Source organism: Nostoc sp. LEGE 06077 (assembly GCF_015207705.1).
In the GTDB taxonomy this organism is placed as follows: Bacteria; Cyanobacteriota; Cyanobacteriia; order Cyanobacteriales; family Nostocaceae; genus Nostoc_B.
This window is the reverse complement of record NZ_JADEWI010000074.1, coordinates 1-25,147: the sequence shown is the minus strand read 5'-3', so window position 1 is coordinate 25,147 and position 25,147 is coordinate 1. Positions and strand designations below refer to the sequence as shown.

The 25,147-nt window shown below is 40.3% G+C and carries 23 protein-coding genes; 13 read left to right on the top strand and 10 right to left on the bottom strand.

The features are described from left to right. Positions 1 to 311: 311 nt before the first annotated feature. The 3 genes from ftsZ to IQ244_RS28860 all read right to left on the bottom strand — a co-directional run bounded on the left by ftsZ (position 312) and on the right by IQ244_RS28860 (position 3,324). On the bottom strand, positions 312 to 1,598 hold the full coding sequence (ftsZ, locus tag IQ244_RS28870) for a cell division protein FtsZ (protein ID WP_193900123.1): 1,287 nt from the start codon (positions 1,596 to 1,598) through the stop codon (positions 312 to 314). An 80-nt stretch (positions 1,599 to 1,678) separates the two neighbouring features. Continuing rightward, entirely contained in the window at positions 1,679 to 2,212 is a 534-nt protein-coding gene (locus IQ244_RS28865; RefSeq protein ID WP_193900122.1) for a hypothetical protein, read from the bottom strand. 269 nt (positions 2,213 to 2,481) lie between these two features. Beyond that, on the bottom strand, positions 2,482 to 3,324 hold the full coding sequence (locus IQ244_RS28860) for a cell division protein FtsQ/DivIB (RefSeq protein WP_193900121.1): 843 nt from the start codon (positions 3,322 to 3,324) through the stop codon (positions 2,482 to 2,484). 964 nt (positions 3,325 to 4,288) lie between these two features. Between IQ244_RS28860 and IQ244_RS28855 the strand changes: the two genes are divergently transcribed. Together IQ244_RS28855 and IQ244_RS28850 are read left to right on the top strand one after the other, a co-directional pair. Beyond that, positions 4,289 to 5,620 (top strand): P-loop NTPase fold protein, encoded by a 1,332-nt coding sequence (locus tag IQ244_RS28855; RefSeq protein WP_193900120.1) that lies wholly within the window; start codon positions 4,289 to 4,291, stop codon positions 5,618 to 5,620. Between the two features lie 115 nt (positions 5,621 to 5,735). Next, positions 5,736 to 10,742, top strand: a complete 5,007-nt coding sequence (locus IQ244_RS28850) for a hypothetical protein (RefSeq protein WP_193900119.1) — start codon at positions 5,736 to 5,738, stop codon at positions 10,740 to 10,742. Positions 10,743 to 10,800: 58 nt separating this feature from the next. On the opposite strand, the gene IQ244_RS28845 is transcribed toward IQ244_RS28850, so the two are convergent. After that, positions 10,801 to 11,115 carry a hypothetical protein gene (locus IQ244_RS28845; RefSeq protein ID WP_193900118.1) on the bottom strand — a complete coding sequence of 105 codons (315 nt, stop codon included), beginning with the start codon at positions 11,113 to 11,115 and terminating at the stop codon, positions 10,801 to 10,803. A 627-nt stretch (positions 11,116 to 11,742) separates the two neighbouring features. Between IQ244_RS28845 and IQ244_RS28840 the strand changes: the two genes are divergently transcribed. The 6 genes from IQ244_RS28840 to IQ244_RS28815 all read left to right on the top strand — a co-directional run bounded on the left by IQ244_RS28840 (position 11,743) and on the right by IQ244_RS28815 (position 19,242). Then, positions 11,743 to 12,576, top strand: a complete 834-nt coding sequence (locus IQ244_RS28840) for a photosystem II manganese-stabilizing polypeptide (RefSeq protein ID WP_193900117.1) — start codon at positions 11,743 to 11,745, stop codon at positions 12,574 to 12,576. A gap of 648 nt (positions 12,577 to 13,224) precedes the next feature. Continuing rightward, a complete protein-coding gene (locus IQ244_RS28835) occupies positions 13,225 to 14,001 on the top strand; it encodes an RNA polymerase sigma factor SigF (RefSeq protein WP_193900129.1) in 777 nt (258 codons plus the stop codon). A 161-nt stretch (positions 14,002 to 14,162) separates the two neighbouring features. Next, positions 14,163 to 15,020: a hypothetical protein gene (locus IQ244_RS28830; protein WP_193900116.1), complete on the top strand. Its 858-nt coding sequence runs from the start codon at positions 14,163 to 14,165 to the stop codon at positions 15,018 to 15,020. A 2-nt stretch (positions 15,021 to 15,022) separates the two neighbouring features. Continuing rightward, positions 15,023 to 15,268, top strand: coding sequence for a hypothetical protein (locus IQ244_RS28825; protein ID WP_193900115.1), 246 nt, complete (start codon positions 15,023 to 15,025; stop codon positions 15,266 to 15,268). A gap of 328 nt (positions 15,269 to 15,596) precedes the next feature. After that, complete coding sequence (locus IQ244_RS33450; RefSeq protein ID WP_416209796.1) at positions 15,597 to 18,989, top strand: hypothetical protein; 3,393 nt, start codon at positions 15,597 to 15,599, stop codon at positions 18,987 to 18,989. A 109-nt stretch (positions 18,990 to 19,098) separates the two neighbouring features. After that, complete coding sequence (locus tag IQ244_RS28815) at positions 19,099 to 19,242, top strand: photosystem I reaction center subunit VIII (RefSeq protein WP_193900114.1); 144 nt, start codon at positions 19,099 to 19,101, stop codon at positions 19,240 to 19,242. 196 nt (positions 19,243 to 19,438) lie between these two features. Here the strand turns inward: IQ244_RS28815 and IQ244_RS28810 are convergent, their stop codons facing one another. From IQ244_RS28810 to IQ244_RS28785, 6 genes are all read right to left on the bottom strand, one after another. Beyond that, positions 19,439 to 19,561: a photosystem II reaction center protein J gene (locus IQ244_RS28810; protein ID WP_062295774.1), complete on the bottom strand. Its 123-nt coding sequence runs from the start codon at positions 19,559 to 19,561 to the stop codon at positions 19,439 to 19,441. A gap of 72 nt (positions 19,562 to 19,633) precedes the next feature. After that, complete coding sequence (locus IQ244_RS28805) at positions 19,634 to 19,753, bottom strand: photosystem II reaction center protein L (RefSeq protein WP_193900113.1); 120 nt, start codon at positions 19,751 to 19,753, stop codon at positions 19,634 to 19,636. 9 nt (positions 19,754 to 19,762) lie between these two features. Continuing rightward, entirely contained in the window at positions 19,763 to 19,900 is a 138-nt protein-coding gene (gene psbF / locus IQ244_RS28800; RefSeq protein ID WP_015115279.1) for a cytochrome b559 subunit beta, read from the bottom strand. Between the two features lie 9 nt (positions 19,901 to 19,909). After that, entirely contained in the window at positions 19,910 to 20,158 is a 249-nt protein-coding gene (psbE, locus tag IQ244_RS28795; protein WP_193900112.1) for a cytochrome b559 subunit alpha, read from the bottom strand. Positions 20,159 to 20,278: 120 nt separating this feature from the next. Beyond that, the gene (locus tag IQ244_RS28790; protein ID WP_193900111.1) at positions 20,279 to 21,301 is read right to left on the bottom strand and encodes a photosynthesis system II assembly factor Ycf48; all 1,023 of its coding nucleotides are present in this window, start codon (positions 21,299 to 21,301) and stop codon (positions 20,279 to 20,281) included. An 87-nt stretch (positions 21,302 to 21,388) separates the two neighbouring features. Continuing rightward, entirely contained in the window at positions 21,389 to 21,724 is a 336-nt protein-coding gene (locus IQ244_RS28785; protein WP_193900110.1) for a rubredoxin, read from the bottom strand. A 196-nt stretch (positions 21,725 to 21,920) separates the two neighbouring features. Between IQ244_RS28785 and ndhC the strand changes: the two genes are divergently transcribed. The 5 genes from ndhC to IQ244_RS28760 all read left to right on the top strand — a co-directional run bounded on the left by ndhC (position 21,921) and on the right by IQ244_RS28760 (position 24,975). After that, positions 21,921 to 22,283, top strand: a complete 363-nt coding sequence (gene ndhC / locus IQ244_RS28780; protein ID WP_015115283.1) for a photosynthetic/respiratory NAD(P)H-quinone oxidoreductase subunit C — start codon at positions 21,921 to 21,923, stop codon at positions 22,281 to 22,283. Further along, a complete protein-coding gene (locus tag IQ244_RS28775; RefSeq protein ID WP_193900109.1) occupies positions 22,274 to 23,008 on the top strand; it encodes an NADH dehydrogenase subunit K in 735 nt (244 codons plus the stop codon). The genes ndhC and IQ244_RS28775 overlap by 10 nt, the downstream gene beginning before the upstream one ends. After that, positions 23,001 to 23,528, top strand: a complete 528-nt coding sequence (locus IQ244_RS28770) for an NAD(P)H-quinone oxidoreductase subunit J (protein ID WP_193900108.1) — start codon at positions 23,001 to 23,003, stop codon at positions 23,526 to 23,528. The genes IQ244_RS28775 and IQ244_RS28770 overlap by 8 nt, the downstream gene beginning before the upstream one ends. Positions 23,529 to 23,769: 241 nt before the next feature. Continuing rightward, positions 23,770 to 24,207, top strand: a complete 438-nt coding sequence (locus tag IQ244_RS28765) for an ATP-binding protein (protein WP_416209795.1) — start codon at positions 23,770 to 23,772, stop codon at positions 24,205 to 24,207. Positions 24,208 to 24,240: 33 nt separating this feature from the next. Then, positions 24,241 to 24,975 carry a hypothetical protein gene (locus IQ244_RS28760; RefSeq protein ID WP_228059215.1) on the top strand — a complete coding sequence of 245 codons (735 nt, stop codon included), beginning with the start codon at positions 24,241 to 24,243 and terminating at the stop codon, positions 24,973 to 24,975. Positions 24,976 to 25,147: the final 172 nt, after the last annotated feature.

The following is a 25,147-nucleotide window of genomic DNA, read 5'->3' as shown; positions in this document are numbered from 1 at the left end:
TTGAGCGATCGCACCTGTCAGTTAAGGCTTATAGCTTTTGAGACAGGTGCAATTTATATAGAAAGAAGTTGTTACTCCGCTCAACATTTTTTCTAAATACAAAACTAGGACATAAAAGTCAGAAGACTCTTGCCTAAATAAATTTAGTCTGGATGTAGCTTGGACGAGTTTTTCATCAATTAGCCACATTAAGGATGGCAACAGAATTTTTCTTCTGTCCCTCATGGAATTCAGGAATTAGCCAATTTTATACAGCACTCAGTCTGACCTGAAACTGCAAATTTAATTTAAAATCTCAAATTCACAATTAATCATTTGCCTGGTGGAGTACGCCGTCTTTGGAGAAATTCAGGAATATCTAAACCTGATTTTTCTTTCGGTTCCACTACTGGTGTTGATGGATTAGCTGTTGGTGATTGGGAGGCTGGTTTTTTTTGTGTCGGTGCTACACGCGGGTTGCTGGCATTTTGTGGTGGTGCTGTTGGGCCTTCACCTGTGAACCCAGTCGCAATCACAGTAATTCTGACTTCACCTTGTAGTCGGTCATCAATTACTGCGCCAAAAATAATATTGGCGTTGGGATCAACTACCTCATAAATTGTTTCTGCGGCTGCGTTCACTTCATGCAAAGTTAAGTCGCTACCACCAGTAATGTTAAAGACTACTCCTCTGGCTCCTTCAATGGAAGATTCTAGTAAAGGTGAAGAAATCGCGGCGATCGCTGCTTCCCTAGCGCGTGATTTTCCTGAGCTAATCCCGATCCCCATCAGTGCTGATCCCGCATCTGCCATCACGGCTCGCACATCTGCAAAGTCAACGTTGACTAAACCAGGGATGGTGATGATGTCAGAAATTCCTTGTACCCCTTGACGCAGCACATCATCTGCATAGCGAAAAGCTTCCTGTACAGGTGTCTGTTCGGGGATCACTTCTAATAGTTTGTTGTTGGGGATGATAATCAGTGTATCTACCCGACTTTTCAGTCCTTCAATGCCTTGTTCTGCTTGGCTAGTACGGCGGCGACCTTCAAAGACAAAGGGACGTGTTACCACACCAACTGTCAGAGCGCCCATTTCTTTGGCTACTTCTGCAACTATCGGAGCCGCACCTGTTCCAGTTCCGCCTCCCATTCCAGCAGTGATGAAGACTAAATCAGCACCTTCTAAAGCTGTGGCAATTTCATCGCGTGATTCTTCCGCTGCCTTTTGACCAATTGCCGGATTACCTCCTGCACCCAAACCACGGGTTAATTTTTGCCCAATTTGCAGCCGACTTGGCGCTCCAGCTAGAGTCAAAGCTTGAGCATCAGTATTAATTGACCAAAACTCCACGCCACTCACATCAGATTCGATCATGCGGTTCACGGCATTGCCACCACCACCACCAACACCAATTACTTTGATGTTGGCGACTCTACCTGGAACAATCTCGCCAATGCGGCTGTTTTCTACTGATATTTTTTTACTGTCTTGGCCTTGAGCGAAGTTCAGCCCAGAATGATTAAAGGGATTATTTGAGTTCACTGCCAGTGAAAATCCTGACTGTCCCACAGATTGGGAGTTTTTATAGGTAAGCCCTTGGTTATTATCAAGCGTCATTGGATTTGTGAAAGGTAGATAAACGACTTTTCCGGGTGTTATTCACCTCAGAATCAACTATAGTTTGACACTGCCAAAATCTATAGGTACTGCTCTTGATTATGAATAGGACTGCCAACCTTAACAAGATTATCAATCCGAAAGTTTGCGATGGAAGCAGGCGATCGCATAGCTAATTCTAGAGAAGTATACCTACATTTACCTAAAGTTGATCTGTCTAACTTCAATAAGCGATTAATAGCTTTACTACTATGTTGCCAATTTGGCATAGTATAAATTTGGCATACTGAATGCCCTCCTATGATTTTTGTTGATGATTTAAGTTGGTCATCAATTTTACAACTACCTGTGATGGTTTTTGGTGGGTTAACTTTCGCTTTTCTTGAGTTTAATGAGTAAATTTTATTATTTCTTAATATTAAATAATACTCAAAATGAGGGTTACTTTTACTTCTATCATCTGTAGTATTGACTAGTTTTCCTTTGTAAAACCTAAACTCCATGAGCTTACAAAGCACACTAAGCTTATATAATTGAGCAAATAGCATAGCAGGTAAAGACGCAAGGTATCGCATCTTATCTGCTTTAATAATATAGTTGATAGATTTAATCATTGGCGATAATTGCAACCTAAAAACTAAAATTTATCTTCTACATACCTATCACTAGATTTTAGAGATAAAGGAACATTTGGGTTTATAGCCACAAAGGAGACTTGGGAATTAAGCCTCCTGTTATCTCTCATCAAAAGTTCACGCTAATTTTTTGAGTGTGTTGTCAAAAAAGTAAAAATTATCAATAAACTTATATATTTATCTATTAGCATCAAATTTATTAATTTACTGAGGATATTTGATACATCTAAATTAATATAAATTGTTTGTTAGGGAATTTGAGCGTCAACTTTTGGGCTTTTTTGGATCATATGTACTATGGGAGAGTCAGGATTTTTGAGATCAATATACTCTATTTGACTAGGATTAATTTTGGCAGGTAAATTTCGCAGTTGTGTCAGTACCTTGATTTGTTTTGGCAATAGTGAACTGGGAGTACCAAAATGTACATTGCCGATTTCGGTTTTCAGGATTAAATTCGTTAAATCTTGAAAATTAACTTCCATGATTTTCATAGAACTTTGACTTAGTGAGGGATAAAGTTGACTCCAATATCTTTGATATTGTTCTGGTATGCCAATAACTTTCAGACTTGGTAATTTCAACTTCGGATTCACTAATGTATATTTTTCTAACGGTATCCAAACGCCACTAGCATCTAGCAAACCAGTAGATGACTGTTTATTTTTAGCTGAATTATTTTCTGGAAGTCTTTGCGCCAGTGCTACCGGTACTCGTTCTTGGATTTCGATAATTAATCCAGGTGGAAACAAGCGACGATTAACAGTTGCTTGAGCAATTGTCGGTTGTTTTTTCAACGAATCAGCGATCGCCGCCGGTTCAACTTTCCATAAAGATTGAGGATAAGATAGCTTCAGCATTGACTTAATTGCTGTTTCTGGGAGGGCTTGATTCCCGGATTTGATCACAATTTGTTTGGGATCATTGAGTACCCATACAGGTTGAAGTGCTACCCAAAGCAACCCACCGGCTAAACTGCTAATCGCCAGAGTTCGCCAAATTGCTTGAATAATTTTCATTTGTCTTTGCCGACGTAGTTTTTTGCGGCGTTGGGCTAAGTCTGTCTGAGAAACGGATACGATACCTGCCATTCTCACCTCTTGTTAATTGCAGTTGAAATCTTTGGCTATGAGACTTAATCCTCATTATGAGGATTGTATAAGTCGTTAATCGGCTGAACGGTTTTGGATTTTTAGTACTACCTTACAGCAACAACAGCAAAATTTAGGTATGATAAATTTTGCTTATCCTATTTTGCAATGTTGAGTTGCCATTAAGTTAAGTTGAGTTTGATGAGTTTAAGTCACCGCGATCGCCTATTAACCTAGCAAGAGAATAAATATTGACAAAAATATTACTCTGTGTATATACAACGTATAACTTCTTTACAGTAATTATGCCTTGACGCAATGCGGAGCGCATTAATTTCCAAAAAATTTAGTTAATTTTGTAGATACAGATGTTTTATTGCAAAAGCAATCTTGTGATCTACATTTAACTTCAATTACAAAACATAATCTTGAGTTTGACATTATAGCAATCATATTTGCTTTATAAATATCGCGTGGGTAAGAACAGTATTTTTGAGAACTATGCTCTTCGGTTCTTGTTAATGATTGAGAATGGCGATGTTGATTTTGCCTTAAATTAAGAAGTAAAAATTTGCCCAGCAGTTTTATCTGAGACAAATCCTAAATCAACCTCAGCGTAAATACTTAAATAATAGAGCAAACCAATACGTGTAACAATTTTTATACTTGGTAATTTTCTAAACTACATTCACAAATGCATATAAGTTTGTATTCAGTCAAGTAGAAGCTTAAAGATTCTCAAAAGCTCAACAACATACTAGAAAAAGACAGATATACTGAAATATCAGGGACAATTGTATCTCTAGTATGGTCTGATAGTTACTGGTATCAAAAACTTACCCAATGCGGCTCACCTGCAATTCAAAACACAAAGGTAAATGAACACAATAGCTACAACTGACTAGAGATACTTTGTATATAAATAGACAAACAGCACAGTATCTACAACTGCATCTACATCTCAATGATCAATACAGAGTATTTGTCACGCTTTTATAAAGCATGTAACCCTAGCTACGCGCTCAACATGAGCGATCGGCTTGATCAGCAATATTATATAGATTTCGCCAATGTACGTGGCTGCAAGATTGTCGAAGAATTGCAACGTACAATCAGCCGTATTTCTCCAGATGAACCTACCTGCCAGTTATTTACAGGTCATATTGGTTGTGGCAAGTCTACGGAATTACAACGCCTCAAAGCCGGACTAGAAGCCGTAGGATTTCATGTGGTTTATTTTGAATCCAGTCAAGACTTGGATATGGCCGATATCGATGTCAGCGATATTCTGATGAGTGTAGCGCGCCAAGTCAGCGTTAGTTTAGAAGCAATTAATATCAAAATTAAACCGCATTACTTTATCAATCTCTTCAAAGAAATTGGAGAGTTTTTGCAAAGTCCTATCGAACTTTCTGGGCAAGCAGAATTGTCTTTAGGAATTGCTAAACTTACAGCTAAAACCAAAGATAGCGCCCAAGCACGAAATCAACTCAGGCAATATTTAGAACCACGTACTAATAGTATTTTACAAGCAATTAATGAAGAGATTCTAGAAAAAGCTGTTGAACAACTTAAACTCAGAGGTCAAAAAGGTCTGGTTGTCATTGTCGACAATTTAGATCGAGTTGATATGCGTCCCTTAGCATCCGGACGGACACAACCAGAATATCTCTTCATCGACCGAGGCGAACAATTACGTCGGCTCAAATGTCACGTAGTCTACACTATTCCCCTAGCGTTAATTTTTTCTAATGAGTATGAAACACTCAAAAACCGCTTGGGTGGAGGTATTGCGCCTAAAGTATTACCAATGGTACGAGTTAGACAAAGAGATGGTAGTGACTACGAACCAGGAATGTTACTACTGCGCCAGTTAGTCTTAGCCAGAGCATTTCCGGAAGTTTCCTATAACGAAAGACTGTCGTTAATTACAGAATTATTCGAGCATCCTGAAACTCTTGACCGTCTATGTCGTGTTAGTGGCGGCCACATCCGTAACTTATTAGGATTGCTCTATAGCTGTCTGCAACGACAAGACCCTCCTTTTTCAGGGGACTGTTTAGAAGCAGTCATTAAAGACTACCGAGATGACTTGCTATTAGCTATTGATGAATATCAGTGGGAACTATTATTTGAGGTAGTACAACAGCAGAGTGTAAAAGGCGAATCTGAGTATCAAAGTTTGCTGCGAAGTATGTATTTATTTGAATACCGCGATCCTGTAGGTCGTTGGTTTGGTATTAGTCCGGCATTAGCAGAAACAGAAAAAGTTCTTTCTTGGCAGCAAAAAAGATAATCGCACTCCGCGAATTAATAATAATTACCATTAGTCATTAGTCCATCTTCATTTGACTAATGACTAATTTATAATGAGCAATTTCTTCTTTTAAAGCTGGACTCCGTTTTTAGATATGACAAAATCCCCATTCACAGTAGAGATCATTAATCATAACAAGCATTCTCTGCAAAGATTAGTTCGCTCAATCAAGCTTTCTAAAGGCCAATTTGCTCTTATTCTTGTGCGATGTAACTATCAGCAATTAAGAGAGCAAATGCTAGAAAATATTCGCTTTCTAACAAAAGATATAAACTTACAAGAAATCTACTTACAACCAGCAACTAAAGCTTTACATACAACAATCATTACGAGATTAAGTTTAGATCATCCTGCCGTAATTACAGATTCTCTACCATCAGCAGTGATGGTCTTTGGTTTAGAGTCAATTATTGTGCTTGAAGACTTATTAACTAGTCTTAATCAAGCTAGAGATATCTATACAGCAACCTTTCCTTTTCCAGTGGTTTTGTGGCTACAAGATGAAGTGGCAACAATGCTGACTAAATTAGCACCCGATTTCAAAAGTTGGGCAGCAACTACTATTAAGTTTGAATTGCCAAAAGAAGATTTAATTGCCTTAATTCGGCAAGAGACAGAATCACTGTTTGCCAAATTTTTAGAAGCAGGTGCGGAAAAATTTTTATCTAATGCTGCACTTAATTTAGCTCCTAAATCACAACATCGTCACGAAATTGAGTCTGCCCGTAATGATTTAATGCGTCTGTATAGTGTTCAACTAGAGCCAGGATTAGAAGCTAGTTTAGAATTTGTATTAGGACGAGACAAATATGCGAATGATCAAATTAATAGTGCATTAGCTCATTATCAAAGAAGCTTAAGTTTATGGCAGAGAGATGCTAAACGCGAGAATGAATTAGTTCAAAAAATAGAATCTTTTGAAGATATAACAGATCATAATTATGCTTATCGTATTCGACAGGCAATAGTATTATTCCATCTCGGTCTATGTTATCGACGTATGGCAGACTTACATCAGATTACGAATAGTAGCTATTGTCAACACGCTCTTTCCTGGTTTCAGAAATGTTTAGATTTATTAGAACAATTACAAAGACAAGATTTAGTAGCAAAATTTATTTTGCCTGCTTGTGAAATGCTGCAACGCTTAAAATATTGGGAGGAGTTAGAAGTATTAGCACAAAAGTCTTTACAGCTACATGAAACCTATGAAAATACTGCCAAAATTGCCCAAGATTATGGTTTTTTAGCAGATGTGGCAGCATCACGTAATAATTGGGTATTGGCTCATGAATTAGCAAATACAGCACTTTCTATTGCCGAACTAGCAACAGAAGTTTCTCGACAGCAGGAAAGCTGGTATCTTTTATTGCTGGCTCGGACTCAGAGGCATTTAGGACAATGGGAAGAAGCAATTAGTAATTTAGAATGGGCAAGGGTAGTTTGTGAACTACAGTACGAACCATCGCTATATTTAGAAATTTTAGAAGAATTGCGATCGCTCTACTTCTTTGAGCGCCATGATTATGCAGAAGCTTTCAATCTGAAGCAGGAAAAAGTTCAACTAGAACATCAATATGGCTTTCGTGTATTTATTGGAGCCAGTCAATTACAGCCAAAGCGCTACAGAATTAACCCTGTTTTAGAAACACAAAAAATTCCCTTTATCCCGGAAGATATCGCTCAAGAAATAGATGCTTCTGGGCGGTTGCATGATGTTAACTGTTTAATTGAAAGAATTACCCGTGCTGATCATAAATTAACCATTATACATGGACAGTCAGGAGTTGGTAAAAGTTCAACTATTAAGGCTGGTTTAGTCCCTGCTTTAAAGGGAAGAGTTATTGGTGAAAGAATTCCCTTGCCGATTGTTTTATCAGGATATACCGATTGGGTAACGGCTTTGGGACGTAGTATCAACCAAGCCTTAGCACAGTCAGAATTACCCATTGCTGTGGAATTTACACCCACTATCCTACTAGAAAAGCTACGTTTGGCAACTGAATGTAATCATATAATAGTTATTATATTTGACCAGTTTGAAGAATTTTTCTTTACTAGTAACTCCAGCCAAAGATTAGAATTTTATAAATTTTTTAGTGCTTGTTTAAATATTCCTTATGTAAAAATCATTCTTGCTTTAAGAGAAGACTATTTACATTGTTTGTTGGAGTTTGAACGTTTTAGTCAAGAGAATGGGGATAATTTATATGATTTGGGTGTAATTAATAAAAATATTCTAGATAAAGATATCCGTTATTTTTTAGGTAAATTTTCCATAGAAGATACCACAGGAATTATTTATAGTTTTATCAAACGCTCTCACTATGAAATGAGTGATGGACTGATTCATCAACTAGTCCAGGATTTAGCTGGAGAATTAGGAGAAGTAAATCCCATCGAATTACAAATAGTGGGAGTACAGTTACAAGCTGAAAATATCACGACACTCGAACAATACAAAATTTGTGGTAGTTCAGCAAAACTGGTTGAGCGCTGGTTAGAGGAAGTGATCAAAGATTGTGGGGAAGAAAATGAAGATTTAAGTTGGCAATTATTATTTGAGCTAACTGATGAGAAAGGCTTTCGTCCTCTGAAGACAAAATCTGATTTAGCTATTGCTTTAGGCAAAAATATCTATACAACATCGGGAACAGAATCTAATTGGGAGCTAATTCTGGAAATTTTAGTAGGATCAGGTTTGATATTACGGTTGCGGGAAGAGTTAGGCGATCGCTATCAGCTAGTTCATGATTATTTGGTTGAACCAATTCGTCAAAGAAATAGCTATGGCATAGTTGCTGAACTCGAAAAAGTCAAATCCGAAAAAAAACGTGCAGAAGTCGCCCAAAAGCTTTCTCAAGAACATCTGAACTTAATTTTGCAACGGCGGTTGCGCGAAGCACGGATAGCAGGTGTGGTATTGGCAATTATGGGCGGAACCATAGCAGCTTTATGGTGGCAAGCCGATTTGCAAAAAAGAGCCGCAATTCGCCAAACAATTCGCGCCGAACGCAGTGAAACTAATTTAAAAATTAGTGCGATCGCTGCAACAAGTGAAGCTTTATTTGCTTCTAACAAAGAGTTTGATGCCCTTTTAGAAGGTTTACGCGCCTGGAGAAAACTGAAACAGGCAGACGAAGTACTACCAGAAACTCGAATGCGTGTAGTCACTGCTTTACAACAGGCAGTTTATGGAGTGTCAGAGTTAAATCGTTTGGAAGGACACACGGATATTGTTTGGGGTGTTGCTTTTAGTCCCGATGGCAAATTGTTGGCTTCTGGTAGTCGTGATCAAACCGTGAAACTTTGGCGATCTGACGGAACTTTGCTACAAACCCTCAAAGGTCATACTGAGTCTGTAACCAGCGTGAGTTTTAGTCCAGATGGGCAAAGTTTGGCATCTTCCAGCCTCGACAAAACTGTGCAAATCTGGCAGAAAAACCCCATGACAGGCGAATTTGATTTACAACCAGCTAAAACTCTAGTAGACCGAGACTGGGTTTATTGCGTAAGTTATAGTCCCGATGGAGAATTGCTGGCTACAGCTAATAAAGATGCCACAGTCAAACTCTGGCGTAAGGATGGTACTTTAGTCAAAGTTCTGAAAGGCCATCAAGGATGGGTAAATTGGGTCAGCTTCAGCCCTGACGGTCAATTGATTGCTTCAGCTAGTGATGATCGCACCGTCAAAATCTGGCGGCGTGATGGCAGTTTAGTCAAAACACTTTCTGGACATCAGCAGGGTGTAACTGTTGTGACTTTTAGTCCTGATGGTCAAATGGTAGCGTCGGCAGGTAGAGATAAAATTATCAAATTGTGGCAGCGACAGCCAAATAGTGAAAATAATTTTGACTTTCAAGCTTATAAAAATTTAGAGCAGCATACCAGCACAATTTGGAGTCTGAGTTTTAGCATTGATGGACAAAGGTTAGCGTCAGGAAGTGATGACAATACTGTTAACCTTTGGAGTAGCACTGGCACATTACTCAAAACCTTTAAAGGTCATAGTGATGCGGTGGCCAGTGTGGCTTTTAGCCCAGATAACAAAATATTGGCATCAGGAAGTTATGACAAAAGCGTCAAAATCTGGAGTTTGGATGCACCAACATTACCCGTTCTACGGGGGCATCAAGATAGGGTTTTGAGTGTGGCGTGGAGTCCTGATGGGCAGATGTTGGCTTCTGGTAGCCGCGATCGCACTGTGAAACTCTGGCAAAGAGACACAATTCATGGCGAAGCCACAACCCGGCTTTACAAAACTTTAGTAGGGCATACAGATAAAGTTCCGAGTGTGAGTTTTGACCCCTTTGGTGAACTGCTGGCATCGGGCAGTTATGACAAAACAGTAAAAATTTGGCGGCGTGATGGTACTTTACTCAAGACCTTACAAGGACATACTGATAGTGTAATGAGTGTTAGTTTTAGTCCTGATGGCCAGTTATTAGCATCAGCCAGTAAAGACAAAACAATCAAACTGTGGAGTCGTGATGGTCAATTACTCACAACCTTGGTAGGACACCAAGGTTGGGTCAACAGCGTTAATTTTAGCCCTGATAGTCAGCTGCTTGCTTCTGCTAGTGATGATCAAACAGTCAAACTGTGGCGACGGGATGGCACCTTAGTTAAAACGTTCTCACCCCACGATAGTTGGGTATTGGGTGTCAGCTTCAGCCCTACTGACCAATTAATCGCTTCTGCTAGTTGGGATAACACCGTCAGATTATGGCGACGGGATGGCACTTTGTTAAAAACATTGTTAAAGGGGTACAGCGATAGTGTGAATTCTGTGACTTTCAGTCCCAATGGTGAATTACTGGCTGCGGCTAGTTGGGATAGCACAGTCAAACTGTGGAGCCGTGATGGCAAGTTAATTAAAACCCTCAATGGACATCGCGCCCCAGTCTTGAGTGTGAGTTTTAGTCCTGATGGTCACACATTAGCATCGGCTAGTGATGACAACACAATCATTTTGTGGAATTTGCATTTGGAAGACCTACTGCTGCGTGGTTGTTACTGGGCAGATAATTACCTCAGTCACAACCACAATGTTGAAGAACGCGATCGCTTTTTGTGTGATGGCATTAATCGCAGTCAGTAAAGATTTCCGTTGTTCTCCGCAAGAGCGATTGTCTTAATGCTGAATTCTTATTCTTGATTCAATCCCTGTTTTCTTCAGTCACCTCTTGTCGTAAATTGCCCAAAAAAGCTCGCAGTCTCATTCGCTCAATGTAAGGCCAGCCACCCTCAGACTCAATATCTTTCAGTAGTGAGTAAAGTTGCCGGCGATTATCCGGCAAACTATCCTGAAAAGCACCATCCCGAATTGCTCGATGTAAAAATTCCAACCGCCGCAGCAAGGTTAAAAGAGCAAGAGGGTCTCCTTGGCAGTCCCTCGCTACATCATTTACGGCTACGGCAATCTTTTCAAGTTGCTCAGCAAAATCTATTGATTCAAAACTTTTGTTGCTCATGCAACTCTCTCTGTCAAAATTAGGTCTACTCAAATTTACCGAAGATTGTCAGCTTTCAGGCGCGATCGCCAGTTACTAATACATAATCCTTGCATTTAGAAAGATCAGGCTTCTGAAAGCTTCTAGGCGCAACTGATGGTTTATTTCTGCGCTTTTGCTACTACCAGTAGTTTTAACAGTCTCAGATGAACTTAGTCAGTCTAGTTCAAAATCACCTGTTTGCCAAATTAGCCAACATAACTTAAAAGTAATCGTAATCTCTCGCAAAAGAGAGTGGTGGCTTTGATTACAGCCTCCGAGGAAGCTAGATAGGATCAAAGACTTCCTACTTTAAACTAGAGTGCTTTGATTTTGAGTTAAAAAAAATCGTATGATCTGGCTGATTTCCCTATAAAGCAATGGGCTGTATGTAACGGCAATACATACATAATACAGAACGACTTCACAAACCCTGCAAATGCCTACGGTAGTTGCAAGGTGCGAAGCCGGAGCGATGTTAAAAGCATCACCTCACAAAGCCCTACCTTCGGGAAAAGCTTGCTGTAGGTGAAGACAGCTTTTCGTCAGAGATCAAAACTTCGTGCAGTTTTACAACTTAGATATTAATTTTTGACATTGAGGTTGACCATGAGGTATCGCGCTTTAATTGTTGCATTCTTGGCTTTATGCCTGGGGCTATTAACTGCTTGTAGTGATGCTCCAGAGTCTAGTGGTAAAGATGTACTAACCTACGAACAAATTCGTGGGACTGGCTTGGCTAACAAATGTCCTCAATTGGCAGAGACAAGCCGTGGCTCCATCCCCATTGATGGTAGCCAGTCATATAGCATCAAAGAACTGTGCTTGGAACCAATTAATTTCTTTGTCAAAGAAGAACCGGCTAATAAACGGCAAGTAGCAGAATTTGTACCTGGAAAATTGTTGACCAGATACACTTCTACCATTGACCAAGTGCAAGGGCCGCTGAAGTTCAATTCAGATGGTAGCTTGACCTTTGTGGAAGCCGATGGTTTAGACTTCCAAGCTATAACAGTCCAACTTCCTGGTGGTGAGCGGGTACCTTTCCTCTTCACCATTAAAAACTTGGTTGCTCAAACACAACCTGGTTTGACCAGCATCAATACTTCTACTGACTTTGAAGGTGAATTTAAAGTACCTTCTTATCGTGGTGCAGCCTTTTTAGACCCCAAAGGTCGCGGTATCGTTAGTGGTTATGACAATGCTGTGGCTCTTCCTGCTCAAGCAGATGATGAAGAACTCACCCGTGCTAATGTCAAGCGTGCCGAAATTCTTAAAGGCAAGATTTCTCTGCAAGTAGCTAAAATCGATAGCTCTAGTGGTGAAATTGCCGGCACATTTGAGAGTGAGCAGCCATCTGATACTGACTTGGGAGCCGGTGAAGCCAAGGAAGTGAAGATTCGCGGTTTATTTTACGCCAGAGTTGAACCTACTCGTTCTTAAACTCAGCAAATTGCTGGCATTTAAGATCACTCTTTTGAGCCATTAGGCTTCATCACAAAATTTCATATCAGTCTTTAGGGAATGGATAGGTGAATTTTGAACTAAATTGACCTAAATGGCAACATATTTCACTATAAAAGGGCTTTTCGCCCTTTTTTTATTTCTTAGCTAAAAAAAATCGGGTTTTCGGCAGTTTCACTAATTACTATATATTCTTCATTTGTTCATAACGTACGTTGACCCTTAGTTACTGAATATTTTTAAAAATTCTATTAACTTTTTACAACTCCTACAGTATGTTCACTGATCAGAAAAATTGTGTTCATGCAGCAAAATCATCACAGATAAACTTCCCAATAAACTAAATAAATTAAGTACAATCCCGGTTTGAAATTAAGTAAATTATTTCTTATTTTGTTTATATGTAGTTTTCGATCAGCTACAGATAATACCAAATCACAATAACTAAAAGATAATTTCGCTTATTTAAATATTGCTCGATTATTCAAAATTTCATAGCACTAGCAATGTTGTATGACAGATTATTCCTCTGGTTAATACAGCAGGCTATATGCTGTGAATTTTTGTAATCTTGGCTTGTTTAAAAGCGCTTACTTAACTGTTTATTTGCTAAATAAACGCGGTGCTATGCCTACCACAGCCACCAATGAACTCAAGCATGAAATTTGGCAGTTGTTGCGAGAATATAAGGAATCTCGCTCGGAAAACGTTCGTAATCAATTGGTTAAACTCAATTTTGGACTGGTAAGAAAAGAAGCTCACTACTGGATTAACCAATGTCGTGAAAGCTATGATGACTTGCTCCAGGTCGGTTGTTTAGGTTTAATTCGAGCTATTGAAAGATTTGAGATTTCTAAAGGACACGCTTTCAGTTCCTTTGCGATTCCCTATATTCGTGGTGAGATTCAACATTACCTCCGGGATAAAGGTGTGACAGTCAGAATTCCTAGGCGCTATTTAGCACTACAACAGCAAGCCATTGGAGTTTCTCGTTCTTTACGAGAAAAATATAATCGTCAACCTACAGATTCTGAATTAGCAGTAGCATTGGAAATTACTCTGAGTGAGTGGCAAGAAATAAAATTAGCGTGGATTAATCGCGCTCCTCTTAGCTTAGATGTACCAGTTCAAGACTCAGAAGAAGGAGCCACTAGTCTAGGAGAATTAGTTCCCGATCCTCACTACCGTAGCTTTCAACTAGCGCAAGAAGACCAACTACGTTTACAACAAGCATTGTTTCAGCTAGAAAAGTGTACTCGTGAAGTTTTAGAATGTGTGTTTTTGCAGGATTTGACACAAAAACAAGTAGCTGAACATTTGGGTATTAGTGTAGTTACAGTTTCTCGGAGAGTCAAGAAAGGGTTGGATTTATTAAAACATCTCATGTGTGCAACAGATGATTGAATTTAAGCAAAATAAAACCGTATTTATACTGGTTTAATTAGGCTATAAACAACCCTTAAAATTTAATAATTTAGGTTATAAAAGGAAAATACTTTGCCTGAAAAAAACAGGCTATGTAAATTTCCACAAGCAAATTTTCCTATATCTTTTGAGAACGGCTAATGGCCAGAAATTCAAAAATTGCAATTGCAACTATTTTAACTTTGGCGATCGCTGGATGTGCCTCAGAAAACACACCACAAGCTAGTACTCCTGCACCGCCTCCTGCGGCTCCACCAGCAGCAGCACCTCCCCCTGTAGCGCAACCGGGGACTCAGGCTCAATCCTTTAATAACCCTGTGGTGTCTACGAAAAAGGTAACTAACGTTGCTTTTATCGCTCCTACCTTAATTCAGCCCACTAATGGCAAAACCCGGATAGATTTAGTATCTAAAGGGCGAACTGATCCATTTGCACAAATTGTTAGCCCCATTGGTTCTGAAGTTGGCAGCAATCCTAATTCCAAGGAAGTTCCCCGATTACCTTCCTTATTAAAAATTATTGCCAAAAATCCCAAAGTGCCAATCAACAGCGCTGGCATACCGAAAAAACCTACCATTCAATTGGCACAGACTCCCACATCCATTCTGCCCAAGCTTTTGCCGCAAGTTGTCTCCAGCGCGCCTTTTGGATCTGTATTACCACCTACACCTCAACCTGATCTAGCAAAAGCAGTTGTGGTGACTGGAGTAGTTTTGATTGGTAGAGAACCCCAAGCTATTATTAAAATCCCCAATGAGCCTTCCAGTCGCTATGTCCAAGCGGGACAGCGATTAGCAAACGGCCTGTTGATTAAACGTATTGAAATGAATGAAGGTTCAAATCCGATCGTAATTCTGGAACAATACGGTATTGAAGTTGCCAGAATGGTAGGTGAAGCTCCTGCTAACTCAACACCATCAGTTACATCTGCTGCTGCTGGTAACTCTATTTCATCGACCATACCAACCCAAAATCTGATTGTTGTCGGAGCGTCTTAAGGATGGATACTCAGGAAAAATTTGAATTCGCTGGTTTACCTTTAGCTGTTTATCGAGAGATAGCAGCCCATTTACGTCAAGTTGAAGGAGTAGAAGCGGGTTTAATTCCCCAGTCCTCTCAACAATTTGATTACAGTCAAAGCCAGATTAATGGTTTGTGGATATCTTGGTCAGCTAACTCTCGTCTTGCCAGTCGGCAACGTGTACAGCAAATTCTCGCTTATTACCACAGCCTTTATGGTGTCTGAACAACTGAAATTTAAGCAAGTTGCTAAAATAACACCTAGACTTTTTAGTTAAATGGGGTTAAGTCAATCTATCCAATCAAGTAACTGGTGATGGGATAAGGTTTGTCTTAACCCTATTTAATTATCTAATAATACCTAGCTTCTAACTCCAATCAGCGTTTTATCCATTTTGGTGGATGCGGTTAACCATAACTATTGATAAAAAAATGTCAGTGTTTGACTCAAAACATGATAATAAGTGATGCAATTATAAATTGCTGAGGTAAACTTGCAAGCAAAGTAATGCAAAATATTACTCAGCTGCTCTTCGGTCTGGGCATCACTCAAAATGGAACACTGGCAATTTCTCATCCAGAAACAGGGCGATCGCTCTTGGCACTCCTTGGAATCGCCAAATATACAAATTTTAGAAGGTCGGTACAGAGTTTTAGCTCGTTCTAACCTTCCCAATACGGATGTGGAAGTGCGGGTAACTCACTCTTCAACTCAAGAAGTTCCCCCAAAACGGCGCATTCAAAAGCAATCGCGGCGCACTACCTCAGAAGGTTTAATGGCGGTAATTCCTTTTACGCTCCTCAAACCGGGAATATGGGAGTTACGCTGCTCTGGCGATTTGATGTCAGATATTTTTGGTAAATCTTGGCAACAGAGTGTTTATCTGCAAGTCTTGCCTATTTTGGCAAATGGCGAAATTGAGCCGTTAAATGGTGGTGGCAATGTAGAGTCAAATTCTCTTGACTTTTTCATGATTCCATTGCCACATACACAAAGTTTTTATGAGCCAGATAGTAGTGCTGGTAAACAGCCAATTTCCCTAAACTCAGAATCTCATACACAGAGCAATTTAGTTAATAACGAACTTTCTGCGGAAATTGCGTCAATAGCCAGTGATGATACTGTCCTCACAACAGCAGACGAAATCCAAGCTAGTGACTCGGTTGTTAGTGAATTGTCTGGAGAAGAAACTTTACTTGCAGACGATCGCACTTTCTCAGCTTCCACAGAGGAAATGACTGCTAGTGACTCGGTTATTAGTGAACCGCCTGTTGAAGAAACTTTACTTGCAAGCGATCGCACTTTCTCAGCCTCCACAGAGGAAATGACTGATAGAGAGTCAGTTAACGATGAAGTACCTGTAGAAGAAACTGTACTTACAAGCGATCGCACTTTCTCAGTCACTACAGAGGAAATCCCTAATAGCGAGTCAGTTAACGATGAAGTACCTGTAGAAGAAACTGTACTTACAAGCGATCGCACTTTCTCAGCCTCCACAGAGGAAATGACTGATAGAGAGTCAGTTAACGATGAAGTACCTGTAGAAGAAACTGTACTTACAAGCGATCGCACTTTCTCAGTCAACACAGAGGAAATGACTGCTAGTGAAGAGCCTGTCGAAGAAACTTTACTTGCAAGCGATCGCACTTTCTCAGTCAACACAGAGGAAATGACTGCTAGTAGCTTGGTTATTTCTCAACAGTATGTTGAAAAATATGAAGATGGAATGATTGATCAGCCTGTGAGTCCCGTATGGCTGAAGGGTGAAACGGCAGAGCAAATTTTACAAAGTTTAATAGATCAAGCTTTACCCACCGCATTATTAGAGGATGAACAGCTTGAAGAAGTAGCAACGATACAACCAGTACCGCCGCTAAGGCTGACTTTAGAGCAAGAAAACTATATTGCTCGTTGGGGACAAGGACTGAGCATTAACGCTTATGTAGAGCTACAAGCACAGCCATATCTGGAAGATGAGCCACAGTATTCAACTAATTTTCATGCACTAGAGGTCAAAATCGAGCTACGCTCACCTTTGAGTTCGGAAATTTTAGCTCAGGTACGGCAACCGTTAGCAGATAATTTACTGCCTTTTGCGATTAACTCTGCCATTAATATTCCGATTGACTGCGAATCTAAGCTGCTTTTGGGTGAACTCAGTTTATATGGCGCAATTAGTGATTTTGGTGAAGTAATACTTTTGGCTAGTCGCTCTTTTACGATTACCGCGGATGTCACAGAATTACTGGCGATGGCAGCAGTGACTAAATCTAATCAGCAAAACTTTTTAGAGAAATCTAGCACTATAGCGCTTTCTCTACCGAATCAAGAGCCAGAAACACCGCTGAATTTGGGTTTGGAACTGTTTAATCTAGTCAAAACCTCTTTAACACAACCTCAAACTATTCTGTCTTCGCCGAACCAGCCTTTACCACCGCAAATTAATCTGTTTTCTCTCAAAAAATCAGGAGATTTGAGATCGCCACAACTACCACAATTGCCAAAGGTACCAGAAAATCAAACTGATGCGATCGCAATCAATGATGATCTGACAGAAGTCACTACAGAAGGGAAGGAGGAATTTGAGCCGCAAGATAATGCTTTACCCACCCAAACTACAATACCTTTAGCACCCATCAACTTGGAGCAGTTAGCAATTAGAACTCGTCCTGGGTGGATGTTGGGTAATATATTTCCTTATCTCAAACGTCTCAAAACTTCGCCGACTGATCCAACAGAAGAGACAACTAATTTACTGGATGTGCCGAATTCTGAGATTGTTGAAGATTCTCAACTGAATTTGCCTGATTCTGAGATAGTTGAAGATTCTCTGTTGGTTGAGCCAGTTATAGCAGTCGATGAAAACCCAGATGTAGATGATGCTGTTGTCGAAACATCACCTTCTCCTAATTCCGAGTTATTAGCTGTGTCTATGCTAGAAATGGCTGTCACACCAAGTTTGGAATTTAGTGATGACTCAATTTCAGAACAAGCTGCTCCTTTAAGCTCAGAATTGATAGCAGAGGTGAATCCTTACTCATCTCCGTTAATTAGGAAGTGGATGCAAAGCCAAGGATACGTTGTACCTGAGCTTCCCCCTGTGCCGGAGCAAAATCATAAAATTGAGGTTGTAGAGCCGGAATTGCCTCCTGTGGAAGAGGACACAATAGAGCCTGACTTACCAATACCGAGTTTTGATGTTCAATTGTCATCAGATCTGGATAATGATTTAGAAATTCTCGATGGTGAAGCAGAGGTAAACTTTGAAGAACAGAGCAGTTTGAACATTTCTGAACTTCAGGAAAACGTCGAAAGCAGTATAATTACTGAAGAATCTGAGGAGTTAAATATTTTCGCAGAAGTTGAAACAGAGAACATTCCTCAACAACTATCTACGTATTCATTGCCATTAACAGAGCTACCCTTAACTCAAAAAATTAAAATACCACGAGCTTGGTTAGCGCAAGAGATTGTGGTTGATGATACTGATAGTGAAGCAGGAGAAGAGATTTCTGTAGCGCAACAACAGCAATCAGTCTCGACTTTATCAAATTCATTACCTTTAGATGGGGAGATGGTTGAGCCTTTGCCTATTCCTCTGCTGCATATACCAGAAGGTGAACTAATTGCTGGCCAATCTATCCGAGTGCGTGTAGAACTACCAGAAGTTCCTTCGCAGGTTGTGGTGAAATTATGGATTGAGGATTGCCAAACTCGTGGGTTGTTAGATGGCCCCCATTTATTAAAAGATTTGCTACCTAAAGCCTTGGGTGGTGTAGAGGTAATGACTCAAATCAATATTCCCTTCGGCTGTGTAGAAATCCGCTTAGAGGCGATCGCCTTCCATCCGCCTACTCAACAGGAAAGTCACAAAGCCACGGCTGTGCGGACTGTAATTCCACCAGATTTACCAAATTATCAGTTAGATGAATTGCTGGGTTTGTAAACACCTGCTTCACATAACTGTGTTAAAAATCTTGAGAATTTAAAAAAATTGGCTAAATTTGCAGTAAGCTCATTTTGAATTGTAGTGTGATTTAACAGGAAACTTTACCATGTCTACTGAATTGTTGCCTCACATTTTGGCTTATTCTGCATCGTACTTGTCTCCTATCTTTGTTCCCATTATTGGTTGGGTTCTACCAATTGCAACATTCGCGTTTCTGTTGGTATACATTGAACGCGAAGACATTGCCTAATTAGGTATTTAGTAATAAGTAATTGGTAACTACTATTGTTATCAATTACTTATTACTAGCTCCCAATTCTCTAGATTGGAAAATCAATTAAAGATGATAATACCGCCTGTCTGCCAGAGACAGGCGGTTTTTTTGTACTGTTTTCTAAACAAATGCTAGAAAATTCAGTGGATATATTATTAGGTTCAAATCGCTGTTATAGCGAAGAACCGATTCCAGCGTAGGCTCCGTAGAAGAAGATACCTACAACAGTAATGACACCTAAACCTGCGATTGTAGCTACAACCCACAGGGGAATTCTTCCAGTTCCAGCAGACACAGTTTTTCCTCCTCCCTTAATAACAAATCAACACAGATTTAGATAAACAAAGTTTCACAAAAACGGTTCCAGTTAGTTAAAGAAGTAACTGGAAAAGAGAATACCTAGAACAAAAATCAGTAGCAATCCCAGGTATAAAGAAGTCCGGTTAAGTTCAACCGGCTGATTATTGGAATTGGGCGTTCTTTCCATGATTTGCTCCTAGCGTTGAATAAATTGCATTGCGGCGATCGCGCCCAAGAAAAACACGGTTGGCACACCCAAAGTATGAACTGCCAGCCATCTAACTGTAAAAATTGGATAGGTAACTGGTTGATTGATGTTATTTCCGCTAGTCATGATCTCAAACTACTTTCCGATAAATTTTTCAACTTGCTGTTTGGCTTCATAACGATTCTTCACAATTGGCAATTCCTGCCGTGTTTGTGTGTAGTATTCGTTAGGACGAGGTGTGCCAAATACATCATAAGCCAGCCCAGTGCTAACAAATAGCCAGCCTGCAATAAATAATGCTGGGATGGTGATGCTGTGAATTACCCAGTAACGAATGCTGGTAATAATGTCCGAGAACGGACGTTCTCCAGTGGTACCTGACATTTAGATCCCTACCTTCACAAAGATTGTTATTGAGTTTATTATCCTACAAAGTTTAGAAAGAGTTACAAGTTGCAACGCACTTCTCATAAATCAGCGTGAACACCTAAACTTTCTCTAGGTCTAAGCAGCTTTTTGGGGAGTAGCTTTCTCTGCATCGGCGTTATATTTCAGCAATACACCGCGATCGCCAATAATAAATCCTTGCTCTGGCTTGAGAAAGACTATCTTATATAGATTAGCGGCTACCTGTTCCACTGCACGGTCTTTTTCCCAGGTTTTACCACCGTCAGTACTCCGCAGCAAATTACCGCTACCACCACCTATCCAAAGTTCTTCGGGTGTACGATAGGCCAAATCTAGTAAACCCCAACTGGTGGATAACTCTGGATATACTGCTTCTTGCCATTCTTCGGCGTTATTGGGTTCACTAAATTGAATCTGACCACCCCGTGCTAATAACCACAGTTGACCATGATCATTGAAACCCATATTTTCTACTCGCCGAGAACTAATGCGGTTATGGGGAACCCAAGCATTTTGTCCTGGTTCCCAAGTTGAGTAAAAGCTCCCCTTGGCGGAAACAGCTACATATTTGCCATCAGCAGAACGTTGCATATTGCGAACCACACCGACAGCTGCTTCTACCTGGGCTTTCCAGTTTAGTCCACCATCTGTACTTTTGTAGATTGCGCCCACATCAGTAGCCATTTCCGCTGAGTTAGCTCCCAACGCATGAACAGTAATGGGATTACCAGGTAGCTTTTCGCTCAAGGGAATCCGTGACCAAGAACGTCCTTCATCGGTGGTATGCAGCAACAGAGAGGGTTCACCGACAATCCAGCCTTCTTTCCCAGAAAAACTTACGGAGTCAAAGCGATACCGAGAATCATCTAGTGCTAAGGACAATGGTTGCCAATTTTTACCACCGTCTTTGGTTTCTAAAAGTGTGGCGTTGCTACCTACTAAAAAGCCATGCTGAGGATCTTGAGTAAAAGCAATATCCAACAACTTTTCGTTGGTTGGCACAGTAATAATTTCCCAAGGGTTGAAGCTAGTGGAAGGCACTTTGCTACAACCTATACATAAAACAACTACTATCAACAAGGCAACTATGCGTTGCCAACTTCTCACAATGGGATGCATCAGTATTTCTTAGTGTTTTCTAAATTCGTTTAGGTTTTACCTGAGAGCTGCGATCGCTAGAATTAGGTAAAAAAAAGATAGCGGGTCTTATTGTAAGCCGTAAAGACTGATAAAGAACAAGAACGCCAGCGCCAAAGCCCCAAAAATTAAGAGATTCTTTTGGGCTGGAGTGAGTTGGTTAACACCCAAACCAAAACCAAGATTTTCTTTAAAACCAGATGCTGTACCAGCCGGGCCAATGTTGGCAAAAGCAGTTTTCTTGGCACTGCAAACTGGACAACGCCAATTTACAGGCAGTTCTGTAAACAGTGTCCCGGAGGGGATATCATGCTTATCATCTCCCTTCTCAGGTTCATAAACATAACCGCAGGCGCGACACTCATAGCGGTCTAACGCTGGAGTCTCAACAGCTTGTTCGCTCATGGCTAGGGTCTCCCAGAGGGGAATTATTAAATATACGTTAAAAATTATGACATAACTGTTAGACTTTTCTATCACTTACACAAACGAATCAAATACCTGAAATCCATCTGTTTCCCAGATTTCAGAAAACTCGAAAAGATATAATGTAAAAGAAATGTAACAGCGTTATTCACACCATAAGCGGTAGAAATTCATTGTGTTTGTCCTCAGCGGTTACGAGTACTTTCTAGGCTTCTTAATTATCTGTAGCCTAGTGCCTGCCCTGGCGCTTTCTGCTTCCAAGCTTCTCAGACCCAGTGGTAACAGCCTGGAACGCCTCACCACCTATGAATCTGGGATGGAACCAATTGGGGGAGCCTGGATTCAGTTCAACATCCGCTACTATATGTTTGCACTGGTCTTCGTCGTCTTTGACGTAGAAACTGTGTTTTTATATCCTTGGGCGGTGGCTTTCCACCGTTTAGGGCTATTAGCATTCATCGAGGCGCTAATTTTTATTGCAATTCTTGTAGTTGCCTTAGTTTACGCATGGCGTAAAGGAGCTTTGGAATGGTCTTGAATTCTGATTTAAGCACCCAAGACAAAGAGCGAATCATCAACCCGATTGAGCGTCCGACAGTCACTCAAGAACTTTCCGAAAATATTATCTTGACAACGGTTGATGACCTCTACAACTGGGCGAGGCTTTCGAGTCTTTGGCCTTTACTATTTGGTACAGCTTGCTGCTTTATTGAGTTTGCGGCTTTAATTGGCTCTCGGTTTGACTTTGACCGCTTTGGACTAATTCCCCGTTCTAGCCCCCGTCAAGCTGATTTAATCATCACTGCCGGCACAATTACCATGAAGATGGCACCTCAGTTAGTGCGCCTTTATGAACAAATGCCTGAGCCGAAGTATGTCATCGCTATGGGCGCTTGTACAATTACTGGCGGGATGTTCAGCGTGGATTCTCCCACAGCTGTACGCGGAGTTGATAAGTTGATTCCGGTGGATGTGTATTTGCCTGGTTGTCCTCCCCGTCCCGAAGCGATTATTGATGCAATCATTAAGCTGCGGAAGAAGATAGCTAATGATTCAATGCAAGAACGTGACCAATCCAAGCAAACCCACCGCTTTTACAGTACGACTCATAACTTGAAGCCAGTAGCAGAAATTTTAACTGGTAAGTATATGCAGTCAGAGACTCGCTTCACTCCACCGAAAGAATTAACAGAAGCAATTGGTCTACCAGTACCGCCTGCACTGCTAACTTCCAAAACCAAGGAGGAACTGAACCGTGGCTGATGAAGAATCTAAACCAGTACCAGCAGGGGAAGATGCTTTAGTTCCATCTGGGCCGATTTCTCAATGGTTGGCAGAAAATGGCTTTGATCATGAATCTTTAGCTCCTGATAAAATCGGGGTAGAGATTATTAAAGTAGGGCCAGAATTTTTGCTCCCTATCGCTACAGCTTTGTATGCTTATGGGTTTAATTATCTCCAGTTTCAAGCTGGTATCGACCTTGGACCAGGACAGGATTTGGTCAGTGTGTATCACTTAATTAAGGTTGGTGATAATGCTGATAAACCTGAAGAAGTGCGCGTTAAGGTATTCTTGCCACGAGAAAATCCCAGTGTGCCTTCAGTATATTGGATTTGGAAAACCGCAGACTGGCAAGAACGAGAAACCTACGATATGTTGGGCATTATCTACGAAGGACACCCAAACCTGAAGCGGATTTTGATGCCGGAAGATTGGGTGGGTTGGCCTTTGCGGAAGGATTACATCTCGCCTGATTTTTACGAGTTGCAAGACGCTTATTAGGTAGTGCTGAGTTTCAATTGGTGAGAATTTTGATGTCTCATTCCTAACCCTTCTCCGGATACGGAGGAGGGTAATGTTTTTTAAACGCGGAGGAATGGGGAGGTTGGCGCAGCGAAAAGTTGCGTGCGGGGGTTCCCCCCGTTGAGCAAACTTTTCAAGACAGAGTTTCGCAGAGGGATATGTTCTAGTTTTGGGTGGATGGGTGATGATATGAATAAGTTAAGTTATACAGTGATGTCTTATGTCTGATGAATTATTAAAGTCTTTTCAGCAAGCTTATAGAAATTTAGAGTTATTACCACTCATTGAGACAAAAGACTTAGATAGATTTAGGGTGAATTATGGTGATGAGGTAATTGAGGAATTAGAGCAGTTAGTCGAAGATAGTCCTAATGGTGATGGCAAGATTATTTTTACCGGACATCGTGGTTGTGGTAAATCTACTTTGTTGGCTGAGTTTAGTAGAAGAACACAAAACCGTTATTTTGTAGTTTTATTTTCGATTTCTGACACAATTGAAATGTCAGATGTTAATCACATCAATATTTTATTTGCGATCGCTGTTAATTTAATGTACGAGGCAGAAGCCCGTAGAGTCGAAATTCCTAAGTCTGCGAAAAAGGACTTTATATTTTGGAATATCGCAACCGCAAGAACTGGTACGATGTTCACCCAATAGTTGTAGAACTCTTGAGAGACCGGAGGTTAATCAATGACAGTTAATAAACTATTTGAATATGCAGAAAATCGAGATGTTTATGATGATTTAATTGTTTCTATAGAGGCTAAAGCACATCAGTTAAATTTGCTAATTGCTGTTTGTGATGATTCTAGTTTTAGAGATGAGATTATTGCTCAGTATGAATCCGAATTACAGCAGGAAATCCGTCCTTATCGGGTGACATTGGCAAGGGGTGAACCGAGTTTAAGGGCTGCTGTTGCTCAATTGGTGGAACGAGAAGAATATTTGCAGCAACATAACCCAGCAGTAATTACGGTAACAGGGATAGAACAGCTTTATTTTCTCAAATTGGGACAGGAACGTTCAGAACAAGAGATTTTTTTCGGTTATTTGCAGTGGACTAGGGAAGGGTTGAGGGAATTTCCTTTTGCTATTGTCTTGTGGGTAACTAATCAAATATTAGTTGAGTTAATTAAAAAAGCACCTGATTTTTGGAGTTGGCGCAATGGTGTTTTTCGATTTGCGTCTAGAAGAAAAAACACTGTTTCTGCTAGAGAATTAGAGCCGATTCGTTTTGCTTTCAGTGGTAATGAATTATCGGGTTTTGATGATGAAAATGATTATTTATTGCCTATAGAAGATTTGCAAGGATTTATTCAAAATTTAGAACAGCGAGGTGTGAAAGATGCAAATTTAGCGACTTTATACTTTAGCTTAGGTGATATTTATAGAAAAAGACTCAATCGGAGTGAGTGTCAAGATTAGAGTTGTTGGGAAATAAGGGAGAATAGAAAGTTAGTACTTAAGTGGGGAAATGCTGAACATCGAACGGGCATTAAAACAAGATAGGCTGTTACGGGCATTAACAGGATTGAACCGGAAAGCTTTTGAAGCACTTTTGCCAACGTTCAGCACTATATATGACAAACAAGTACGT

Coding starts and splice junctions, on each gene's coding strand:
- ftsZ (WP_193900123.1), bottom strand. CDS start 1,598: ATGACGCTTGATAATAACCAAGGGCTTACCTATAAAAACTCCCAATCT.
- IQ244_RS28865 (WP_193900122.1), bottom strand. CDS start 2,212: ATGATTAAATCTATCAACTATATTATTAAAGCAGATAAGATGCGATAC.
- IQ244_RS28860 (WP_193900121.1), bottom strand. CDS start 3,324: ATGGCAGGTATCGTATCCGTTTCTCAGACAGACTTAGCCCAACGCCGC.
- IQ244_RS28855 (WP_193900120.1), top strand. CDS start 4,289: ATGATCAATACAGAGTATTTGTCACGCTTTTATAAAGCATGTAACCCT.
- IQ244_RS28850 (WP_193900119.1), top strand. CDS start 5,736: ATGACAAAATCCCCATTCACAGTAGAGATCATTAATCATAACAAGCAT.
- IQ244_RS28845 (WP_193900118.1), bottom strand. CDS start 11,115: ATGAGCAACAAAAGTTTTGAATCAATAGATTTTGCTGAGCAACTTGAA.
- IQ244_RS28840 (WP_193900117.1), top strand. CDS start 11,743: ATGAGGTATCGCGCTTTAATTGTTGCATTCTTGGCTTTATGCCTGGGG.
- IQ244_RS28835 (WP_193900129.1), top strand. CDS start 13,225: ATGCCTACCACAGCCACCAATGAACTCAAGCATGAAATTTGGCAGTTG.
- IQ244_RS28830 (WP_193900116.1), top strand. CDS start 14,163: ATGGCCAGAAATTCAAAAATTGCAATTGCAACTATTTTAACTTTGGCG.
- IQ244_RS28825 (WP_193900115.1), top strand. CDS start 15,023: ATGGATACTCAGGAAAAATTTGAATTCGCTGGTTTACCTTTAGCTGTT.
- IQ244_RS33450 (WP_416209796.1), top strand. CDS start 15,597: ATGGAACACTGGCAATTTCTCATCCAGAAACAGGGCGATCGCTCTTGG.
- IQ244_RS28815 (WP_193900114.1), top strand. CDS start 19,099: ATGTCTACTGAATTGTTGCCTCACATTTTGGCTTATTCTGCATCGTAC.
- IQ244_RS28805 (WP_193900113.1), bottom strand. CDS start 19,753: ATGGAAAGAACGCCCAATTCCAATAATCAGCCGGTTGAACTTAACCGG.
- psbF (WP_015115279.1), bottom strand. CDS start 19,900: ATGACTAGCGGAAATAACATCAATCAACCAGTTACCTATCCAATTTTT.
- psbE (WP_193900112.1), bottom strand. CDS start 20,158: ATGTCAGGTACCACTGGAGAACGTCCGTTCTCGGACATTATTACCAGC.
- IQ244_RS28790 (WP_193900111.1), bottom strand. CDS start 21,301: ATGCATCCCATTGTGAGAAGTTGGCAACGCATAGTTGCCTTGTTGATA.
- IQ244_RS28785 (WP_193900110.1), bottom strand. CDS start 21,724: ATGAGCGAACAAGCTGTTGAGACTCCAGCGTTAGACCGCTATGAGTGT.
- IQ244_RS28775 (WP_193900109.1), top strand. CDS start 22,274: ATGGTCTTGAATTCTGATTTAAGCACCCAAGACAAAGAGCGAATCATC.
- IQ244_RS28765 (WP_416209795.1), top strand. CDS start 23,770: ATGTCTGATGAATTATTAAAGTCTTTTCAGCAAGCTTATAGAAATTTA.
- IQ244_RS28760 (WP_228059215.1), top strand. CDS start 24,241: ATGACAGTTAATAAACTATTTGAATATGCAGAAAATCGAGATGTTTAT.